The organism is Prevotella sp. RM4, assembly GCF_000701965.1.
GTDB lineage: Bacteria > Bacteroidota > Bacteroidia > Bacteroidales > Bacteroidaceae > Prevotella > Prevotella ruminicola.
In genome coordinates this window covers 311,116-331,028 of sequence record NZ_JNKG01000008.1, presented here as the reverse complement: position 1 = coordinate 331,028, position 19,913 = coordinate 311,116, and the positions used below count along the sequence as shown (strand labels likewise).

At 47.4% G+C, this 19,913-nt stretch carries 8 protein-coding genes; 1 reads left to right on the top strand and 7 read right to left on the bottom strand.

Going from position 1 to position 19,913, the window contains the following annotated elements; genetic code table 11:
- Positions 1-104: 104 nt before the first annotated feature.
- The 7 genes from T499_RS0107245 to T499_RS0107215 form a co-directional block, all read right to left on the bottom strand.
- Positions 105-2,228 (bottom strand): endo-1,4-beta-xylanase, encoded by a 2,124-nt coding sequence (locus T499_RS0107245; RefSeq protein WP_033150400.1) that lies wholly within the window; start codon positions 2,226-2,228, stop codon positions 105-107.
- A 19-nt stretch (positions 2,229-2,247) separates the two neighbouring features.
- Positions 2,248-3,282 carry a DUF5627 domain-containing protein gene (locus T499_RS0107240; protein WP_033150399.1) on the bottom strand — a complete coding sequence of 345 codons (1,035 nt, stop codon included), beginning with the start codon at positions 3,280-3,282 and terminating at the stop codon, positions 2,248-2,250.
- A gap of 33 nt (positions 3,283-3,315) precedes the next feature.
- The gene (locus T499_RS0107235) at positions 3,316-5,085 is read right to left on the bottom strand and encodes a RagB/SusD family nutrient uptake outer membrane protein (RefSeq protein ID WP_033150398.1); all 1,770 of its coding nucleotides are present in this window, start codon (positions 5,083-5,085) and stop codon (positions 3,316-3,318) included.
- A gap of 13 nt (positions 5,086-5,098) precedes the next feature.
- Positions 5,099-7,900: a SusC/RagA family TonB-linked outer membrane protein gene (locus tag T499_RS0107230; RefSeq protein ID WP_033150397.1), complete on the bottom strand. Its 2,802-nt coding sequence runs from the start codon at positions 7,898-7,900 to the stop codon at positions 5,099-5,101.
- Between the two features lie 36 nt (positions 7,901-7,936).
- Positions 7,937-9,835 carry a RagB/SusD family nutrient uptake outer membrane protein gene (locus T499_RS0107225; RefSeq protein ID WP_033150396.1) on the bottom strand — a complete coding sequence of 633 codons (1,899 nt, stop codon included), beginning with the start codon at positions 9,833-9,835 and terminating at the stop codon, positions 7,937-7,939.
- 12 nt (positions 9,836-9,847) lie between these two features.
- Complete coding sequence (locus T499_RS0107220; RefSeq protein ID WP_033150395.1) at positions 9,848-12,982, bottom strand: SusC/RagA family TonB-linked outer membrane protein; 3,135 nt, start codon at positions 12,980-12,982, stop codon at positions 9,848-9,850.
- 242 nt (positions 12,983-13,224) lie between these two features.
- Positions 13,225-15,714: a glycosyl hydrolase 115 family protein gene (locus T499_RS0107215; RefSeq protein WP_033150394.1), complete on the bottom strand. Its 2,490-nt coding sequence runs from the start codon at positions 15,712-15,714 to the stop codon at positions 13,225-13,227.
- A 188-nt stretch (positions 15,715-15,902) separates the two neighbouring features.
- Between T499_RS0107215 and T499_RS0107210 the strand changes: the two genes are divergently transcribed.
- The gene (locus tag T499_RS0107210) at positions 15,903-19,907 is read left to right on the top strand and encodes a hybrid sensor histidine kinase/response regulator transcription factor (protein ID WP_033150393.1); all 4,005 of its coding nucleotides are present in this window, start codon (positions 15,903-15,905) and stop codon (positions 19,905-19,907) included.
- Positions 19,908-19,913 lie beyond the last annotated feature (6 nt).

The following is a 19,913-nucleotide window of genomic DNA, read 5'->3' as shown; positions in this document are numbered from 1 at the left end:
CACATTTTTATTGAATCTACCAAGAAAAAAGCCTGGACTTTCACAAGCCCAGGCTCCAAAAACAATGTAAAGTTCTAAAATTGTCTGCTCATAGACAAACAATATCATTTACCGTTCAAACCATCAGCAAATCCGCCGTAGGTATGTTTACGGTTATAATCGAGATCCCAGAGACCTACAGGCTCACCCTTGCGCCAACCTGAGTTAGTTGGAGCATCGGTAATGCACCACTGGCAGATACCATACTGCTGGTCAGCAGGGATAATCTCAAAGTACTTCTCGATGATGAACTTATAGTAAGCAGACATAGCCTTATGCTGCTCCTCGGTCATATTCTCTGTCTTAATAACATTGCCGGCTTCATCCTCGCAACCCATATCAAGCTCAGAGATCTTAACCAGCTTCTTGCTACCAGCCAGAATGTTCAGCATGTTCACAACAGCCTCTTCATTAGCCTTCTGCTTGTCGGCATTCATGCTGCAGGTTACGTGCATCTGACTACCGATACCATCAATCTTGGTCTCGCCGTCAGCCTCCCAACGCTTAATCCAAGCAACCAGACTCTTGGCCTTGTTGTTCTGATCCCAAGCAGCCTCAAGGTTATAGTCGTTGATGAAGAGCTTCATATCCTGTGGACCATACTTGCGAGCCAGCTTAACGGCAGTACGAACATAGTCGATATCGCCCAGATAATCCTGCCAGAAGAAGCTCTCGGTTGCAGCCTTTTCTGGATCTTCCTGATCCTTCAGGTGCTGCAAAGCATATACGCCCTCAGCATCGGCATGTCCGCTTGAGAGAGCCTCGTTTACTACGTCCCAAGCCTTTACCTTACCATCACAAGCAGTCATGATACCACCGATCCACTTATCCAGAGCATAAGTCAGTGTATCCTTCTTCTCTTTCTCTGTCAGAGGCAGTGTGTTCATCTTTACGATGTGGTCAACCTTCACCGATGCGATGTCAATAACACCATCGAAGCTACCAGGCTGGAGTACCAGGTTACATGACTTGGCAGGGATATTATCATAGGTAACCTTCACATCCTTCCATTCTGTATCAACCTTCAAAGTTCCAGATGCAGATTCGCCAGAGCCCCAGCCCCAGCCCATATTAAGAGCCATGCTGCCAGCCTTTGAAGCTTTTACACGTACGGTTGCAACATAAGTACCCTCGATAGGATGCGGAATGTTATCAGCAATGAAGTACTGATACCATGAACCTGGGTTCTCTGAATGCAGACAGCCATTAACAATTGTTGGCTCGTAACCCATCACATAATATGGGAACTTACTAACATCCTTGAACGAGTAATCATAATCGTTAACTGCAACCTCGATAGCAGGTGATTCGTAATGAACCAGACGAACGGTCTGAATATCAAGAGTACCGTCATAGCTACCAGGCTGAAGTACAAGGTTACACTTCTTTCCACCAGGAATTCCGGTAAAGTCGACCTTCTGCTCAGTCCAGTCTGTTGTAATCTTCAGTTTACCCGAAGCTGACTCGCCAGAGCCCCAGCCCCAGCCACAGTTCAGGGTAAGACCATCATTTGCAACAGAACCTTTGACCTTTACAATAGCAGTATAATTGCCATCGGCTGGGATAGAAATACCATCAGCAATAAAATACTGATACCATGAACCAGGGTTCTCTGAATGCAGACAGCCATTAACAATAGATGGTTCATAACCCATCACAAAATAAGGGAACTTTGACATGCCCACAAAGTCACCAGAATAGTCTTCCTTCTCAAGCTTCGCATTAGGATCGATGTCGAGCTCCTTATCTTTGAGCAGCTTCTCCAACCACTTCAGGGGCTGCTGAGCATGCCAAGCCAGTGTGTGACCATAAACCGACACACCATTGGCCTCAGCATTATCAACAAATGCCTGAACATTCTCGAAGTTCAGATTACCATTCTCATCCACACACGAAGCCATTTTCATTGCATTTCCTGCTGTCAGCTCCATGAAGTTGGCATTAGCCAGACGTGTAACAAGACCGTTGGCATTATAGTCATCTGCCTCCAAGGCCACTCCCAACTTGAAATTGGGAGAAGCCTTAGGGTTAGAAAATGTTTTAAGCGCATCGTAATCATTCAGGTACTCATAGTCCTTCAGATTCTTAGTCTTATCCTTAAAGATGTTGATCATGTCTGTGTCGGCACATGAAGCGAGGCCACAGACGGCGACAACACCACAGATGATATTTGAAATATTACGTTTCATAATCTTTCAGAATTATTTTTTATTTTACTACGAAAGTTTCGAGCTTGGTCTGACGATCACGCATAACCAGCGTATCAGCGCTCTTCACAATCTTATGACGCTGAACAGCAGCCCAATTGTTATTGGGATCATAGTCAGTGTACTCATAATCGATGGTATAGTTGAGCACGATCTCGTCGCGATCCTTACCACCCCATGCATTCTTAGCGCCCTTCAAAGTCCACTTACCTGAACCAGAACCGGTGCAGCCAGCAGTAGTAGGAACTACTGTGCAGCTCTCGTCCTGACCAAAGGTCAGCTTGAGGTTACATGGCAGTGATACGATGGTCTTCTTATACGCTTTCGCAGCATCATCATATCTGTAAGCCTCTACTGTTGTAGGAACAGAGTAGTTGCTTACTGCCAGACCTTCGGTAGTAAGGTAGCGGATCTCGTTCTTCTCCAGGTACTCAGCCTCACGTGTCTCGGTCGACTTCACACCATTCAGATCAATCTCATCAGTACCATGACTAATCCATGCGCCTGTATATTTGTTGATATACTTCAAACCGTAAAGGATATAGTCCTTACCAGTCAGTACCGAGTCCTTAGCGTCTACAATACGCAAAGGCAGTACATAATTCAGACTTGTAGCCTTGGCATCTTCAAAGAACTTATCAGTGAGCTGAACCTTCACTGCACCCATAACCTTTCCATAAGGAATGGTCAGTGTATTGCTCAACAACTCATAATAATCCTCGGGCAAAGCCTGGACAGGTGAACCATTCTCGAAGGTCTTGCCGGTAACCAATGAGTTATCCACTGCCACCTGAATGGTACGATCCTGACGGTTCTTCCATACACCACCTACAGTGGCATATACCTCGAACTGATGCTGGTTGTCAAGTTCTGTAGGATAAACATTGTCACCCAGTACAATCGTTCTGATAGGAGTCTGCTTGGCAAAGTAGACGGTCTGATAGTCAAAGTCGTCAAACTCCACCTCCTTGTTTTCACAAGATGTGAAAGCACTCAGCGCGCAGATTCCACAAATGAATGCATATATTCGTTTCATTTTCTTTTTTCTTTTTAGTTTTACATTGTTTTATTACCAGCCCTGGTTCTGCTTCAACTCATCGAACTTCAGCATCTCAGAGTAAGGTACAGGACCATAGATCATGTAGTCCTTATAGTCGCGCTTATCAACCTCGATGGTGGTATAGGTCTTCTTACCATCAACGGTCTTAATGCTGATACCCTTAGCGGGCTCTGTCAGGTTAGCCTTCCAACGACGAAGATCCCAGAAACGGAAGCCCTCGAAGCTCAGCTCAATACGACGCTCGTTACGGATCAGCTCGCGCATCTTATCCTTGTCGTTCTTAATGCTCTCCAGATAGTCGTTACCCACACCAGCACGCTCGTGCAAAGCCTTGATGATGTCGTAAGCACTATAGCTGTGGTTACCCTTACCTGTTGGGCCCCAAGCCTCGTTGGCAGCTTCAGCATAGTTCAGGAAGATCTCGGTAAAGCGGATACGAGCATTGTAGTGCTTCTGTGTGGTTTTTGCCGAGGGATCAAGGTTAATCTCCTGACGCAACAGCTTACGCATATAGTAACCTGTACGGGTAGAAGAACCAACCTCGTTGTTCAAACCATCACGGTTCTGTGAATCATCCACTGTAGTGTTGATAGCTGTGTTATCCTTACCTGCACCGTTGCCATCATAAACAACGTACGCAGTCAGACGAGGATCACGACCTGCATAAGGATTAGCAGCATTGAATCCACTCTTTTCGTTGTCGATAGGATAACCGTTGGCCATTGGGAAGGCATTGACGAAGTTCTGAGTAGGATTGATACGACCCTTACCATAGAGTGATGGAGGGAACATATCAGCCTCGCGGTCGTTGCTACCGCTCTTCTCTACCTCACCTCTCCAAAGGATTTCCTTTGGCAGCTGACCAGCTGAGAGGGCATCAATCTCATTGTTGCAGTACCAGGTCCAACCATTAGGATCCATACCAGCTACACCACCAATGCGGTCCAGAACTACTGCAGCATAATCGGCAGCCTGAGCCATGGTAGCGCCCGACTTTTCGAAAGCAGGGCTGGCAGCCAGCAGAGCAGCCTTAGAACGGAAAGCCTCAACGATGGCACCCGACATACGGAGCTGGAAGTTAGCACCGAACACGCGGTTGTACTGACCAACGTTTGCACCCTGATACTTTGAAGGTATCTCACTGGCATTCTTAATATCCTTATAATTAGTAGGCAACAATTCCAAAGCACGGTCGCAGTCATCATAGATGGCCTGCAGGCACTCTGCAAAAGTGTTACGTGGCAGATTGAACTCGCTACTTGCATCCTCGGGCTCAGTTACGATGGGCACACCCAGCAACTGACCATCGGCAGTCATACCACCATGAGCCTGCAACAGATAGTACATATACATGGCACGCATACCATAGGCCTCACCCTTCTCACGGTCGTTAAACATACGCGAAGCCATCTCGTCATTAGCCCAGTTCACCTTGTCGGCATTAGCCAGGAACAGGTTGAGATACATGATGGCAGCACGGCAGTTACGCCAACGCTCTGATGGGTTCTCGTTCGAAGTCCATGTACCTGAAGCAATCTTACGCCAGTCGTTTGTAGCGTCATTGCTCACAGCATCGTCGGTAGCCACCTCGCTGAATGGGAAGTCAGCGCAGGGGATACGTGTATAAGCATTACCCAATACGCCTTCAGCGTACTGAGGGTTTTCATACATATAGTCCAGACCGAGGTTGTTTTCAATAGCAGGCTCAAACAGGTCATCACATGATGTGAATGCTACCGATACTGCGGCCAGAGTCAATATATTAATAATCTTTTTCATATTTATCTTATCTTTAGAGATTTACCTTCACACCAAGATTATACATACGTGTCTGAGGAGCAGTACCTACGTTCAGTTCCATATACTTGCGCTCTTTGGCAATAGTCAGCAGATTGCTGCCACTTACATATACAGAAACACCCTTCACGAATGAATCGCCAGCGAAGATTGACTGAGGCAGATCATAAGTGAGCTGAACCTTGTTCAGACGGAATGCAGAAGTAGAGTACTTCCAGAAGTCAGAAGCGACGAAGTTCAGGTCGCCACTCTCTGTGGTCAGACGAGGATAAGTAGCCGTAGAGGCTGTCTCTGGAGTCCAACGGTTCAGCACTACATCCGAGTATTTGCCGTCGCCATATACCCACGTATCCTTGCCATTCTTCAGGCCATTGCCACCAAAGGTGCCAGAACCCTGAGCAAAGAGGGTAAAGTCCTTATACTTTACAGTGAAGTGTACACCCATCTGGAATGGAGCAGTCCACTTACCGATTACCACCTGGTCCTTAGAGTCGATGATACCATCACCATTCTGGTCCTTATACTTCAGGTCGCCAGGCTTGGTGTTGTTATTAATCTTTGCAGAGTTAGCTACATCGTCGGCATCCTTGAAGAAGCCAAGGCACTCGTAACCACGCATAGCCTCGATGCTCTGTCCCTCAGCCTTCAACCAGTCGTACTCTACGTTCTCGTCCCACTTAGTGTTCTTCGAAGTATAGTACATAGCCGAAACACCGAAGTTAGTATCAAACTCACCAAACTTCTGATGTACGTTCAAGGTCAGGTCAACACCAGTACGACGCTGATTGTTGTAGTTGGTGTTAGCCAGGAAAGTAGATACAGGCCAGTAAGTCTGGAAGTAGCTTGGATAGATAGTCGAAGCTGTTGTCAGCAGACCGTTTGTTGAAGTGGTGAAGAAGTTGGCATCGAACTTCAATGCGCCTTCCCACAACGAACCAGTCAGACCAGCACGGAACTCCTTACGCTTAATGAAGCCGAGGTTATAGTTAGAACCCTGCTGCGAATCGCTGGTCTGCATAGAGTTAGCAACCTCGTTCCATCCCCACCATGTACCGGTAGCAGTGAAAACGTAGTCGTACATATAGTACTTCTCGATATCAAGGTCCTGATTGATGATACCATACGAAGCGGTCAGCTTCAGATCATCTACAGCCTTCACATTACGCAGGAAGCTCTCGTTCTTCAAGCGCCAGCCCAGTGATACTACTGGAGAGATGGCCTCACGATGACCCTCTGCCAGTTTAGCTGAGTGAATGGCAGCCATTGAGAGGTCTGCATAATAAGTATGAGCATAGTTATAAGCCAACTGCAAGCCAAGGTTAGCATTGCTGGTACGGTGATACTTACCATCCTCACTAATCTGATAGCCGTGAGCCAACAATGTAGCGTTGAGGTTGTGGTCACCAAACGAGCGGTCGTAGTCGAGCTGAGCCTGCATCAGGATGAGCTGCTTGTCATGACTGTCGCTGAGGTTCTGAGTACCAGTGCGCTTATCTGTACCATACTTGGTAATCGATGTGATCAGATCCTCACTAGAGTAATTATTCCATTTAGCCTCGTAAACAGCATACTCGTTGTTGATAGAGGTGTTATACTGTGTGTGGTAGTCAACAGCGAACTTGGTCTTCAACTTCAGGCCCTTTACCAGACTGTTCAAGTCGAAGTTCATGCCCATATCAAACTGCATCTGACGAGAGGTGTACTTGTTGTAACCTGCTGCATACATAGCTGCGAATGGGTTAGTCTGCTGCGACTGAGTACCACCAAGGAAGTACTTACCATCGATGATATAGTTAGAGTTCTGAATGGTCTTCAGCGTTACAGCATCAGCTTCCTCCACATACGAGATGGGGATGAATGGCACCAAAGGATACTGACTGGTAGGACGCATAGTAGCCGACTCACTCCAGAAGTTACTATTATCGTTACGGGCATCGTAGAATGTGGCATTGGCGTTTACATAACCGTCAATCCAGTCATTCAGACGCAGGTCGATGTTACCACGAACATTCAAACGAGTGGTATGATTGTTCTTACCCTCGCCGAAGTTCATCAGGCTACCAACATTCGACAAACCGATATTGGCATAGAAGTGAGCCAGACGACCACCACCAGAGAACTCAGCTGTACCATCGTAACGCTGATAGGTCTTTTTAATATACTGGCTATCAAAAAAGTTGATGTTTGGATAACGGTAGGGATTCTCATTAGAGGCATAGTGATAGATATCATCCTCAGAGTAAACGGCAGCCTTACCATCGTTCTGCAGAGCCTCGTTATAAAGCTCCATATAAGCAGCCGATCCCAGATACTTAGGATAGCTCTTTGGAACATAGAGCGAAGCATTACCACGAACACTTACATTCAGACCGTCGTTACGACCATGCTTGGTAGTAATCAGAATCACACCTTTTGCAGCACGGCTACCATAGAGCACTACTGCCGAAGCGGCCTTCAGGAAGGTAATCTGCTCAATCTCGGTGGGCAGTACATTGTTGGCATCACGGGGCACACCATCAACAAGCACCAAGGCCTCACCCTGATTCCAAAGCTGTCCGTTATAACCGCCAACCAAAGCATCCATACCATCCAGACTATAGGTTGTATAGTCCTTCTTGGCCTGCTCTATCATATTGACAGTTGAAACACCTCCCATCAGATCAGCCTCGTTGACTGTGCGGAAGGCCACATTCACCTGACTTGCCACAGAGTCGGTATATTCCTTCTCTGTCTGTGCCACTGCTGCTACAGGCAGCAGAGCGGCGCCAAGTGCAATATTCTTAATTATATGTTTCATAAATCAATGTTCTTATAAATAATAGTATTGATGATCTTACCATCCTGGATTCTGACCAAACTCAGGATAAAGTGTTGTATCCGATTTCTTAAGTGGCAGCCAGTAGTGCTTCTTAGAGAAATTACGCTTCAGAATCACCTTCTCGCTCCATTCTGCAACAGTGTTCTTTGTAGGATCATCCACATTCATATCGCCTACACGCAAGAATTCCTGTGATGTCTTGATGTTATAAGGATACTTATCCAGGAGGAGCCAACGGCGCAAGTCGTTGAAACGGTGTCCCTCGAACGAGAGCTCTACAGCACGCTCACGACGAACCTCGCTCATGAAATTGTCGAGTGAAGCAGTGTTCTTATCGGCAACAGCAGCTACGCCAGCACGCTCGCGCACCTTGTTTACTGCGTCAACAGCAGTCAGCTTGCAACCTACAGAACCTGTAGCACTACCAGTAGCCTCGGCAGCAGCCTCAGCATACATCAGGTATACATCCGACAAACGCATCCAGGGGATATGCATGTGAATCTGTGGCGACCATCCATAACCATCGTCCACCTTGTTACACTTGGTAGAAACGAACTTATAGTTAAAGTAACCTGTACGGGTTCCACGGAACTCATCACGATATTTACCATTGGTCTGCATGTCAGCATAACGCCAATCCTTGAAACCGTCGTCTTCCTTTACAATCATCTGACAGCCATCATACTTGATGTCATGATAGAAACGTGGGTCGCGGTCCTTCCAAGGATGAGTCTTATCAAACTGAGAATCGCTATCATCCAAAGGCAGACCGTTAGCCATACCATAGTAGTTTACATAGTTGGCAGTTGGCATAAAGGTTACACCACTGTCGTTGATATCCATACCACCATAGCACTTTACCTGTCCCCAGGCCGAGCAACCCCAACCAGAACCATAGGTAGGACCACGGAAGATAGCCTCGGTGATGGTATTATCCTTATTCTGTCCAGGCATCTTACCTGAACCATCCATTGTCACGAAGTTCTCAGAGTACTCGTCGAATGGAATCAGACCGAACTGTGTGTTACCACCATCAACAATGTTCAGCAGCTCACCAAATGCCTCAGCAGCACGCTTAGCAAAGTCCTTATTATAGGTAGTAGCACCTGTCGACTCCTCGTTCATCAAAGGACTGGCAGCCCACAACAGATCCTTACCCAGATAACCGAGGGCAGCAATCTTAGTAACACGCAACTGGTTCTTACCTGCAGTTACACGTCCTACAGTAGTCTTATCCCAGTCAACAGGCAGCAGGTCGGCAGCCTTACGGAAGTCGGCAGCAGCCTTCTCAGCGCACTCGGCATAAGAGAGACGAGGCAAAGTAAGCTTCTCACCAGCTGGAAGAACAGAATCGATATAAGGCAGACCACCAAAGTACTGCATCAACATGAAGTGGAACCAACCACGGAAGAAGTAAAGCTGACCGGCAATCAGATCTTTCTCCTCCTTAGTAGCGGTGATCTTATCCAGATTCTCGATACCCATGTTAGCCTTGCGGATACCATACCACGCCAAAGGCCACAAAGAGTGCTTGAAACGGTCGGGACCATTAGCACTGGTTGTCTCATTGCTAGCACGATCCATCCAACCAGACTGCCATCCGTCGAATTCACTCTGCCATCCCCAGAAGTCACCCTGGTCAACCTTATAACACATGTGATAGTTCACATTGATGTTCATAATCTCGTCCTCGCCCCAGTTCCAAGAGTTAGTCCAGTAACCGTTGGTAGGATCAGGCTGACAATAGTATAATTCCTCTACAAAGCCCTGGAAGTTATGGAAATCCTTATAGGCATCAGTATCAGAGATATCTGATTCTGGGGCTTTGTCCAAATAGTCGGTGCACGAAGTCATACCCAGACTCAGGGTCAGGGCAGCAGCACCTATCATTATATACTTATTTAGAAATTTCATTGTTTTCTTTTTTTATAGGTTGATCTTAAGACCTAAGTTAAAACGCTTAACAGTAGGATAGGCTCCCTGTGAAGCGAGACCAGTTCCAGCGAAGTTCGACTCACGGTCGTCTGGCATACGGCTCCATACCCAGAGGTTGTTACCGTTCAGGAATACCTTCAGACTCTGTGCACCCATCTTCTTAACCCAAGGCTGAGTGAATGTATAGGCAATCTCAGCATTCTTCAGACGGATGAATGAACCATCATAGTGGAAACGTGTGCCCTCGTAATAGTCGGGCTTAGAACCCCAACGTGGCATAGGTGCGTCGGCATCCATGTTATCCACGGTCCAGTAGCTACCCTCATCATATACGGTATCGAGTTTTCCACCAGGCAGAGAGTTGAAGGCTACATAACGAACCACATTACGTACGCCATAGAACTGCATATAAACGCTGAAGCCCTTCCACTCCCAACCGATAGAAGCACTATAGGTGTTCTGTGGTGTGCCAGTCAGACTATATGGAGCTGAATCGTTTGAATCAATCACACCATCACCATTGTAGTCGTGGATGATGTACGATCCAGGCAGTTTCTGATCATCATTGGTATTGAAATCGGTCATACCGATAACCTGGTCCCAAGTGTTAGCATAGCCAGATGTCAGGTTTGCATGATCCTGACCAATGGCAAAGCCGGTCTGCTTCTGATAATCGGGCAGTCCAGGAGCATCATCATACTCCAGAATCTTATTCTCAGCATGAGTCATGTTGAAGTTACCCCAGAAACGCATGCCATTATGAAGCACCTTGTTTACACGGAGTTCCAACTCATAACCCTTGGTACGAACACGACCCAGGTTAGCAGTGGCAGGTGTTGCACCATAATAAGAAGGAATAGAACGGTTAGCACCAGCAATCAGAATGTCGGAACGCTTCTCGTGGAAGATTTCAATCGATCCGGCGAACAAACCATCCAACAGAGAGTAGTCGATACCTAAGTTCTGCTTGATAGCCTTCTCCCAGTGTACATCGGGGTTACCTACAGAAGACTCTTTATACCATGTGTAAGGACTGGTCTCAGTCTGCAGGCCCTGCTGAATGTTACCACCATATGCCCACTGTGTAGCATAGAGCCAACGACTGTTGATATAGTCATCACCAACCTCACCATAAGAGTAACGGAACTTCAGCATGCCGATATACTTCTTCAAAGGCTGGAAGAACTTCTCCTCACTAATCAGATAACCTACGGCACCTGAGTTGAAGAAAGCAAAGCGGTTGGCACTTGAGAACTTCTCTGATCCGTTGTAAGCACCATTGTACTCAAAGAAATATCTGCCACCATAATTATAAGTGGTACGGAAGGCCCAGTCCTCACGATAGTTAGTGAAGTTACCACCCGATGTGCGCTCTGTACGGTTGAATACACCCATGGCAGTTACATCGTGCTGACCGAACTGACGGCCCCAGAACAACTGTCCCTGATAGAACAGGTTACGCTGTGTGTTCCAGTTCTGAATAGAACCACCATTAGTACTCCAGAGGATACCCTCGTGGTAGTCGAAGTTGGTCTTACTGTCCTGAGGCTGAGAATACTTCTCCAGACCTGTCTCAGGATCAATCCACTTGGTCTGTGTAGAGTGGTTCATATCGTTGATACCACGGTTCACCTCAACAAACACGTTATCCCAAGATACCGTAGCCGAAGCACGGAGTCCTGGTGTGATGAACGACAGATCCTGCTCCAGGATAAAGTCGGTATTTACGCGCGTAGTAGTATTGGTGGCCGAACCATGACCAGTTGCAATATCCTGCATAGAGTTATGTGCACCCTGAGTGTCGTCGGGATAGTAACCCCATGTACCGTCACTGTAACGAGGCATGAAAGCATCTGTTGGTGTGCTGTAGGCAGCCTGCCACAACTGGCTCTCATACCATGAACCGGTATCGATACCATACAGACCCTTCTTCTGACCATGACTACCGAACAGGTTCGACTTCAAGACTGTTGTCTTAGTAATCTGGAAGTCCAGGTTTGAACGTACGTTGATACGGTTGAAACCATAACCGGCATTATAACCACGGTTATTATCAAACTCCCTATACAAGTCACCCTCGTGCAGGAAGTCAACCGAAGCAAAGTACTTTACGGCCTTGGTACCACCCGAGATGTTTACATTAGGATTGTAAGAGAAAGCCATCTTCTTGAAGAGCTCGTCCTGCCAATCCACATCAGGATAGCGCTCGCGCTCTGCCTGATCGATAGGGTTACGATACTTATTCAGGATTCCCTCTGGTGTAATCTTACCCCATGAAGAAGGAGTGAGACCTAACTCATGTTCGATAGCCTGGTTACGAACGGCCAGTGCATCGGCTGAGTGCAGCTTTCCAGGCAGCTGTGAAACCACCTTGGCAGTAGCCTGCATACCGATTTCGATCTTGGCCTTACCATCATTACCACGTTTGGTAGTAACCAGAATAACACCATTGGCACCCTTCACACCATACACGGCTGTAGCAGAGGCATCCTTCAGTACAGAAATGCTCTGTACAGAGGCGATGTCGATACTTCCGAGTGAACGCTCAATACCATCCACCAATACAAGAGGATCGCTTGAGTTCCAAGAAGAAATACCACGGATCACAATCTTTGGATCCTCATCACCTGGCATACCAGTAGACTGCATGGTTACTACACCAGGCAGATTACCTGTCAGGGCAGCACCAATGTTGCTCACACCGCCGGCACGCTCCAGCACCTCACCTGTGGTCTGGGTAATAGCACCTACCACCGAGGCTTTCTTCTGCTGGCCGTAACCAACTACTACCACTTCCGTCAACTTGGTGTTGTCGGTCAGTGTCACCTTGAAAGTGCGCTGCTTGCCCACCTTCAGTTCCTGAGTGTTCATTCCCACATAAGAGATCACAATAACAGAACTCTCAGAAGGAACCTTCAACTGGAAATTACCGTCAAAGTCCGTTACCGTACCCTGACCAGTGTTTCCCTTCAAAACAACCGATGCGCCAATCAGAGGCTCACCCGCATTGTCAACGACCGATCCCTTAATGCTAACACTGCCTACCTGCGCCTGCGAGAAAGCAGAGCAGAAAAGCAGAAGCAAAGAAGGAACAGCACGTTTCAAAAGACTTGTTAGCTGTTTCATTTTGATTGATTTTGATACATAATTTGACTATAGTTAATTGAGATAAAAAAAACTTGTTTTGATTCTACATACTTTTCCGACTTACAGACTAAAACGGCCGCAAAAGTACATATTTTAAGTAAAAAAAGGTTTAAAAAGAAGAAACACAAACTTTATATTCAGTAACAATTAAAGAAAAATGTTACAAAATATAAAGTCCGTGTTACAGAAAACAAAGAAAACTAATAATATAGAGTTAGTTTTTATTGTAAATTGTACGCTTTTTGTGACTCTTTACCGAACAGATACTGCGACTGATAACCACCCAGATCAATCACAATCTTCTCGAAAACGATGCCCGGATCCTGAGGATGAAGGGTCAGTGTGTGTACCTTCTCATTGGCATCAACTGGCAACTCCACTACCATCTCAACCACACGCTTGGCAATCGTTGGGTAGTAAACCGTGTAAATATTCTCAGGCTTCTCGTTCAGGTCTTTATTAAAGTTCACAGCCACGGGCTGCTTGCCATCGATAGCCACGTCGTAAATCAAGCCACCCTTATCCAGGAAGTCGAGAGTTGATTTTGTCACCACATGCACCTTTACCGTCTTTACATCAGCAGCCTTGAACTGATAAGTCAGTTTGGCCTGATCGGTAGAAGCAGTATAAGGCATCAGCGAGATGCCACTCAACGTACGACCCATATAAGGAATCACAGTCCAAGTAGCATTTTTAGCATCCTCACGACTATAGGTATGCTCAGCCTCTATGCTGATATAACCATCGCTGGACGAGAATACCGGTCCGCTGACAGGGGTGGGCACCTCAACCAGACGTGGGCAAACATCGGCACGGAAGTTATCGTTCCATGTGCGATAGCTGATATGTTTCTGGATCATCATGCCATCCCACTTACCGCGGGCCATCACCTTATTATAATAGTTACACAGCAACGAATCGCGTTTAAAAGCCTGACGACAGCGGTCGGCCCACTCGTTGGCTTCAGGATCATGATTCTTAGCCAACTGTAGGTTCATGGCCTGTGCATAATACATCTCATAGATATTACCCATGGCCTGTACAGGGAAGAGCACAAGCTGGCGATAAGCATCCTGGCACTCAGGTTTCAACTCTAAAAACAAACGCAACGCACGGGTTTCCAAGGCCTTGTACTCGTTTACCACACGTTCAAACTCGTCACAGGTATAGGTACGTGCATCCAACATCTCCGAGGTGATACGTCCGTTGTACTTGCAAACCAGGTTCAGGATTGATGCAGCCTCATCTGCATGCGCCTCACCAAAACTCTCGGCACAGAAATCACGGGTGTGATCCAATAGATTGTCAACCTGATACTTAGCAGGATCCCAAGCCATATCCATAAACAGCTGGATAGGATACTCCATTGGCTTCAGATCACCTACATTCAGTATCCACAGTTTCTGGATGCCACCATTGTAGGCCAGCTGCAACTGCTCCCACATATTCTGAATGGGCGTTACATTAATCCACTTCGAGTTACGGGGCGCACCCACATAATCTACATGGTAGTACAATCCCCATCCGCCTTTACGTTTCTTTTCTTCAGCAGTAGGAATACGACGCACGTTACCCCAGTTATCGTCACAAAGCAGAATGGTTACATCATCGGGCACACGCAAACCGGCATCATAATAATCCTGTACCTCTTTATATAAGGCCCAGATCTGAGGTGTTTCCTTAGCCGGACGCTTGGTCACCTCTTTAATAATACGACGCTGGTTATTGATAATCTCCTCGAGCAAACGCGTATCAGTACCGTTTCCCATAGCCTCATCACCATCGCCACGCATACCAATGGTCACAATGTCGTCGGTATTCTTCATACGCTCGATACCCTCACGGAAGAAGCGATCCAGATTATCTTTATTCGTAGAATAGTTCCAAGCACCCCACTCTTTACGATGGCGAGCATACTCCTGGTGGTTACGTGCCATAGGCTCGTGATGCGACGTACCCATCATCACACCCATCCTATCGGCTGTCTTCAGGTTCTCAGGATCATCGGCATAGAAAGCCCATCCCCACATGGCTGGCCACAGGTAGTTACCTTTCAGACGCAGAATCAGCTCAAACACCTTTTCGTAGAACTGATGACCACCATAATTGGTATCAAAAGTATTCTTTACCCATGTAGTCAAGCAAGGCGCCTCATCATTCAGGAATAAGCCACGATAGCGAACAGCAGGCTCGCCGTCGGTATACTCACCTTTCTTAATATATATAGCAGCATGCTTCTCTACTGGTACGTCGGCCCAATAATACCATGGCGACACACCTATCTGCTTCGACAGCTCATAGATTCCATATACCGTACCACGCTTATCACTACCGGCAATCACCAGCTGACTGCCGATGGTCTTAATGATATACTTCTCGGTCTTACCCTTCAAACCAGACAGCACACCCTGCTTCACCCATTGGTCAATCTGCGGGTTACACCCCACCGTACCAACCAGCACCTCGGCGGCACCCTCCGAGAGCGATGCTTTCTGCCCCGTTACTTTCTCAAAATCCACCAAGAGATTTTTGGCTGCCAGCTGCACACAACTATGCTCTTTCTGACTCAAGCCAACAGTCAGGTTCTTCAACTGCCAGGCATCAGCCTCTGGCAGGAACGACACAAATTGGCTGGCCGCCTTCAACTGAGAGACAGCTGTTACGCACACCAAAAATGCCAATGTCTTCAACAAAATCAGTCTTTTATTCATCACTACGAATGTTACAAATTATATAATTTTGCGCAAAGATAGGGCATTTTTGGGAGTAAAACCACATTAAATGTATCAAAAACTTTAATAATTGTAACATTTGTTTGTTACATCACGAAAAATGCACTATCTTTGCAACATATAAACAATAAAACGACTAACGCAGCCATTTAATTACTAACAAAACAATGAAAGTTAAGTATATACTGACTCTAGCTACTTCACTTCTCTCGTTGAGTGCTTTCGCCCAAAGGGGAAAGTTCTTCACTACCGATCATCAATTATCAAGCAGCTTTGTAACACAAGTATATCTTGATAACGAGGGATTCATCTGGACAACCACCCGTAACGGTATCAATCGCTACGATGGTTATCAGTTCCGCGTATTCAAGAAAGAGAACGAGCACGACAGTTCACTGGCAAGCAACTACGTGAACAGCATGATGCAAGATCGCAAAGGCTTATTTTATTTTGGTATGTATGGCGCCCTGCAAACGTGGGACGGCACCAAATTCCATAATGTCACCATGTACGACAAGAACGGCAACGCCGGTCACAGCTACCCCAACTGCTTCCTGGAGCGTGCCAATGGCGACGTACTGGTGGGAACCTCTGGCTTAGGTATCCTGAAGTTCAAGGATCAGAAGACAGCCTATCAGGAGAAGGGACCTTTGGCTACCATACACACCGTTAACAGTATGATTGAGGACCGTACAGGTACCCTGTGGATTGTTACAGAGCACATGGGCCTCATCTCATACAACGGCAAGACCGTCAAGCGCCATATGCAGAACCTGCCCAGCGTGGTGTTCTCATGCCTCTGCGAAGGTGCCGATGGCATCATCTATGCCGGTAGTACCAACTGCGGTGTATTCAGAATGCAGGGTGACACGTTCGTTCACATTGCCGAAACAGGTACAAAAGCCGTATCATCGCTCTACCGTGCCCACGATGGTAACATTGTGATTGGTTATGATGGTCAAGGTATAGCCCTCTATAATCCCCGCAAACCCGAACTGATTGATAACCCATTCTTCTCGCTCGAAGTTAATCTCCCCATGAGTAAGGTTTACTCTATTACCGAGGACAAGAGCGGCAACCTGTGGTTCGGATTACTGCAGAAGGGTATCTTTATGCAGCCCATCAGCTTTAAGGGCTTCCACTACATGGGACATAAACTTGGCGCCCATAATATATTAGGTACGGCCTGCGTCATCAGCGTTATCCTGGATAGCAAGAAACGTGTATGGGTGGGTACCGATAAGGACGGTCTGTACTGCTACGATTTCTACACCCAGGCCTCTAAGCACCTCAAGGACCAGTATCCATCAGTCATCGTATCGCTGGCCGAAGACCAGAAGGGACGTATCTGGTTAGGTACTTATCGCGAAGGTATCGGCTGGGTTGATCCTGTTACCTTCCAGTATCACCGCGTACCATTCCCCATGGATCCCAACCTGATTGTAATGGACATAGCCGTGGGCAACGATGGCTACCTATGGTTGGGTACCATGAAACATGGCATTGTGAAGATGGACCCCAACGACGGACGTGTGTTGGCCATTTACAAAATGAAGGCAGGCGCTGATAAGAACAGGAAGATGAACTGCATTACCAACGATTATGTATCGCAGGTTCAACTGTCGCCCGATGGCAAACGTTTGTATGTATCCACCAGTATGGGCTTATGCTGTCTCGACATCCCAGCCAACAGCTGGACAAGCACCTTTGGCATGAACTGTCTGAACTACAGCACCCCAGTAAGAATTACCCGCGAATACGACGATAACCTGTGGTATGGTACCAACGAGGGCTTGTTCCGCTACGATCTGCGTACCCACAAAACCCAGCAATATACCCGTGCTGATGGTTTGGCCGATAACGGTATTGCCACCATCGAGCGCGACCTGCAAGGCCGTCTTTGGATAGGCACCGACCACGGACTGAGCTGTTTCACACCTAAATCCGATATCTGGCAGAACTATTTTGTGGATGATGGTCTGCAGAGTAACGAGTTCAGCGATGGTGCCTCATTCATGTTGCCCGATGGTATCCTCACCATGGGTGGCACAGCAGGAATCTCGTGGTTCGACTCTCACCATATTGCTCCTAGCAAATGGGAGGCTGAGGTTGAGCTCACCTCCTTCTCTATCAATGGTCAGCAGGTAAGTCGTGCCACCCATTCAGGCAGCTATCTGGTTACCGATACTACCATCATTGCCAGCAACCGTTTCGAACTCAGCTATAGCGATAACACGTTCTCAATCCAGTTCTCGACCCTTACCTACGAGAACCCTGAACACATATCTTATTTATATAGTATTAATGGCGAGCCATTCAACCGCTTGCAGCCAGGCGAGAACGTGCTTACCCTGTCGCACCTGCCACAAGGCACCTACCGATTCAGGGTTAAGGCCGAGCGCAATAACGTAGAAACACCCGTAAGAGAGTTCACGGTGGTTATCCACAGTCCGTGGTACCGCTCGGCTTGGGCTTATTTCTTCTACGCTATGGTTATCGGTATGTTTGTATGGCAGTATTTGGTTTACCGTCGCCATAAGGAGCAGGATAAGCTGCGCCTCCAGGCCCATATCCATGCCGAAGAGATGGGCGAGGCCAAGTTGCGTTTCTTCATGAACATGAGTCACGAGATCCGCACCCCAATGACGCTGATTCTCACACCGTTGCTCTCGCTTATCAAGAACGACAACGATCCCAGCCGCAAAGCAGTTTACGAAACCATCCGTCGTAATGCCGAGCGTATTCTCAGTCTGATTAACCAGATGATGGACCTGCGAAAGATCGACAAGGGTCAGATGCAGATGCGAATGCGTGAGACCAACCTGGTAAGCTTTGCCAAGGATATCTACGACCTGTTTGATAATCAGGCCAAGACCAAGCAGATTAAGTTTATCTACGAACACGATAGCGATAAGATTCCTGTATGGATAGATCGCCAGAACTTCGATAAGGTACTTATGAATGTACTCTCGAATGCTTTCAAGTACACCCCAACCGGTGGCGAGATAGGTATCCGCATCAGTCATACTGACGAATCGGCCACTATCGCCATCTACGACAATGGCGAAGGCATCCCCGAGGATAAGATGAACAAGATCTTCGACCGCTTCTATCAGACGCCCACCACGCTCAACGACCGTTATGTGGGCACTGGCATCGGTCTCGACCTTACCCGTTCGCTGGTTGAGCTGCACCATGGTACCATTACCGTTCACAACCTGGAGAAGGGCTGTGAGTTTGTGATTACCATCCCTATGGGCAACAGCCATCTGAATGCTGACGAGATGATTACCGAAGCCGAAGCAGCCGAGGCCGCCGAGACCATCACCCCCGAACTGCTGTTGGAAGAGGAGCCCGAGACAGAGCTGATTAACCCGATGAGCGAGATGACACCTGGCAACCGCAAGCTCACTCTGGTGATTGCCGAAGATGATGAGGAGATTCGCAACTACCTTGAGAGCGAGCTCTCGAAGGATTACGATATACATGCCTGCACCAATGGTCGCGAGGCACTTGGCGAGGTAATCCGCACCAAGCCCGACCTGGTACTGAGTGATATCATGATGCCCGAGATGGATGGTAACACCCTGTGTACCCGCATCAAAACCAATCCTAACACCAATTCTATCCCAGTAGTACTGCTCACCGCCAAGAACCGCGACGAGGACAAACTGGAGAGTCTGGAGACTGGTGCCGATGCCTACATCGTTAAACCATTCAACATGGAGATTCTGCGCCGCACCATCATGAACCTCATTAACAAGCACCGTCTGCTGCGCCTGAAGTACGAGCGCAACGACAGCCTGGAGGAACAGATTGACGAGATTGAACTCAAGTCGCCCGACGAGAAGCTGCTGGAGCGCATCATGGAGTGCATCAACAAGAATCTGAACAACTCCGACCTGAGTGTAGATATGATTGCCGATACTGTTGGTATCAGCCGTGTACACCTGCATCGCAAGATGAAGGACCTTACCGGCCAGACACCTCACGACTTTATCCGCAATATCCGCCTGAAGAAGGCCGCCCAGCTGCTGGCCAACCAAGGCATGAACGTTACCGAGGTGATGTATGCATGTGGATTTGCTAACTCAGCCTCGTTCTCTACCGTATTCAAGAAATTCTACGGTATGTCGCCACGCGACTATATGAAGGAGCACGAAGAGCGCTAAACAAAA

Bases quoted from the DNA above. Each gene is read 5' to 3' on its own strand.
- T499_RS0107245 (WP_033150400.1), bottom strand. From the start codon at position 2,228: ATGAAACGTAATATTTCAAATATCATCTGTGGTGTTGTCGCCGTCTGT.
- T499_RS0107240 (WP_033150399.1), bottom strand. From the start codon at position 3,282: ATGAAACGAATATATGCATTCATTTGTGGAATCTGCGCGCTGAGTGCT.
- T499_RS0107235 (WP_033150398.1), bottom strand. From the start codon at position 5,085: ATGAAAAAGATTATTAATATATTGACTCTGGCCGCAGTATCGGTAGCA.
- T499_RS0107230 (WP_033150397.1), bottom strand. From the start codon at position 7,900: ATGAAACATATAATTAAGAATATTGCACTTGGCGCCGCTCTGCTGCCT.
- T499_RS0107225 (WP_033150396.1), bottom strand. From the start codon at position 9,835: ATGAAATTTCTAAATAAGTATATAATGATAGGTGCTGCTGCCCTGACC.
- T499_RS0107220 (WP_033150395.1), bottom strand. From the start codon at position 12,982: ATGAAACAGCTAACAAGTCTTTTGAAACGTGCTGTTCCTTCTTTGCTT.
- T499_RS0107215 (WP_033150394.1), bottom strand. From the start codon at position 15,714: ATGAATAAAAGACTGATTTTGTTGAAGACATTGGCATTTTTGGTGTGC.
- T499_RS0107210 (WP_033150393.1), top strand. From the start codon at position 15,903: ATGAAAGTTAAGTATATACTGACTCTAGCTACTTCACTTCTCTCGTTG.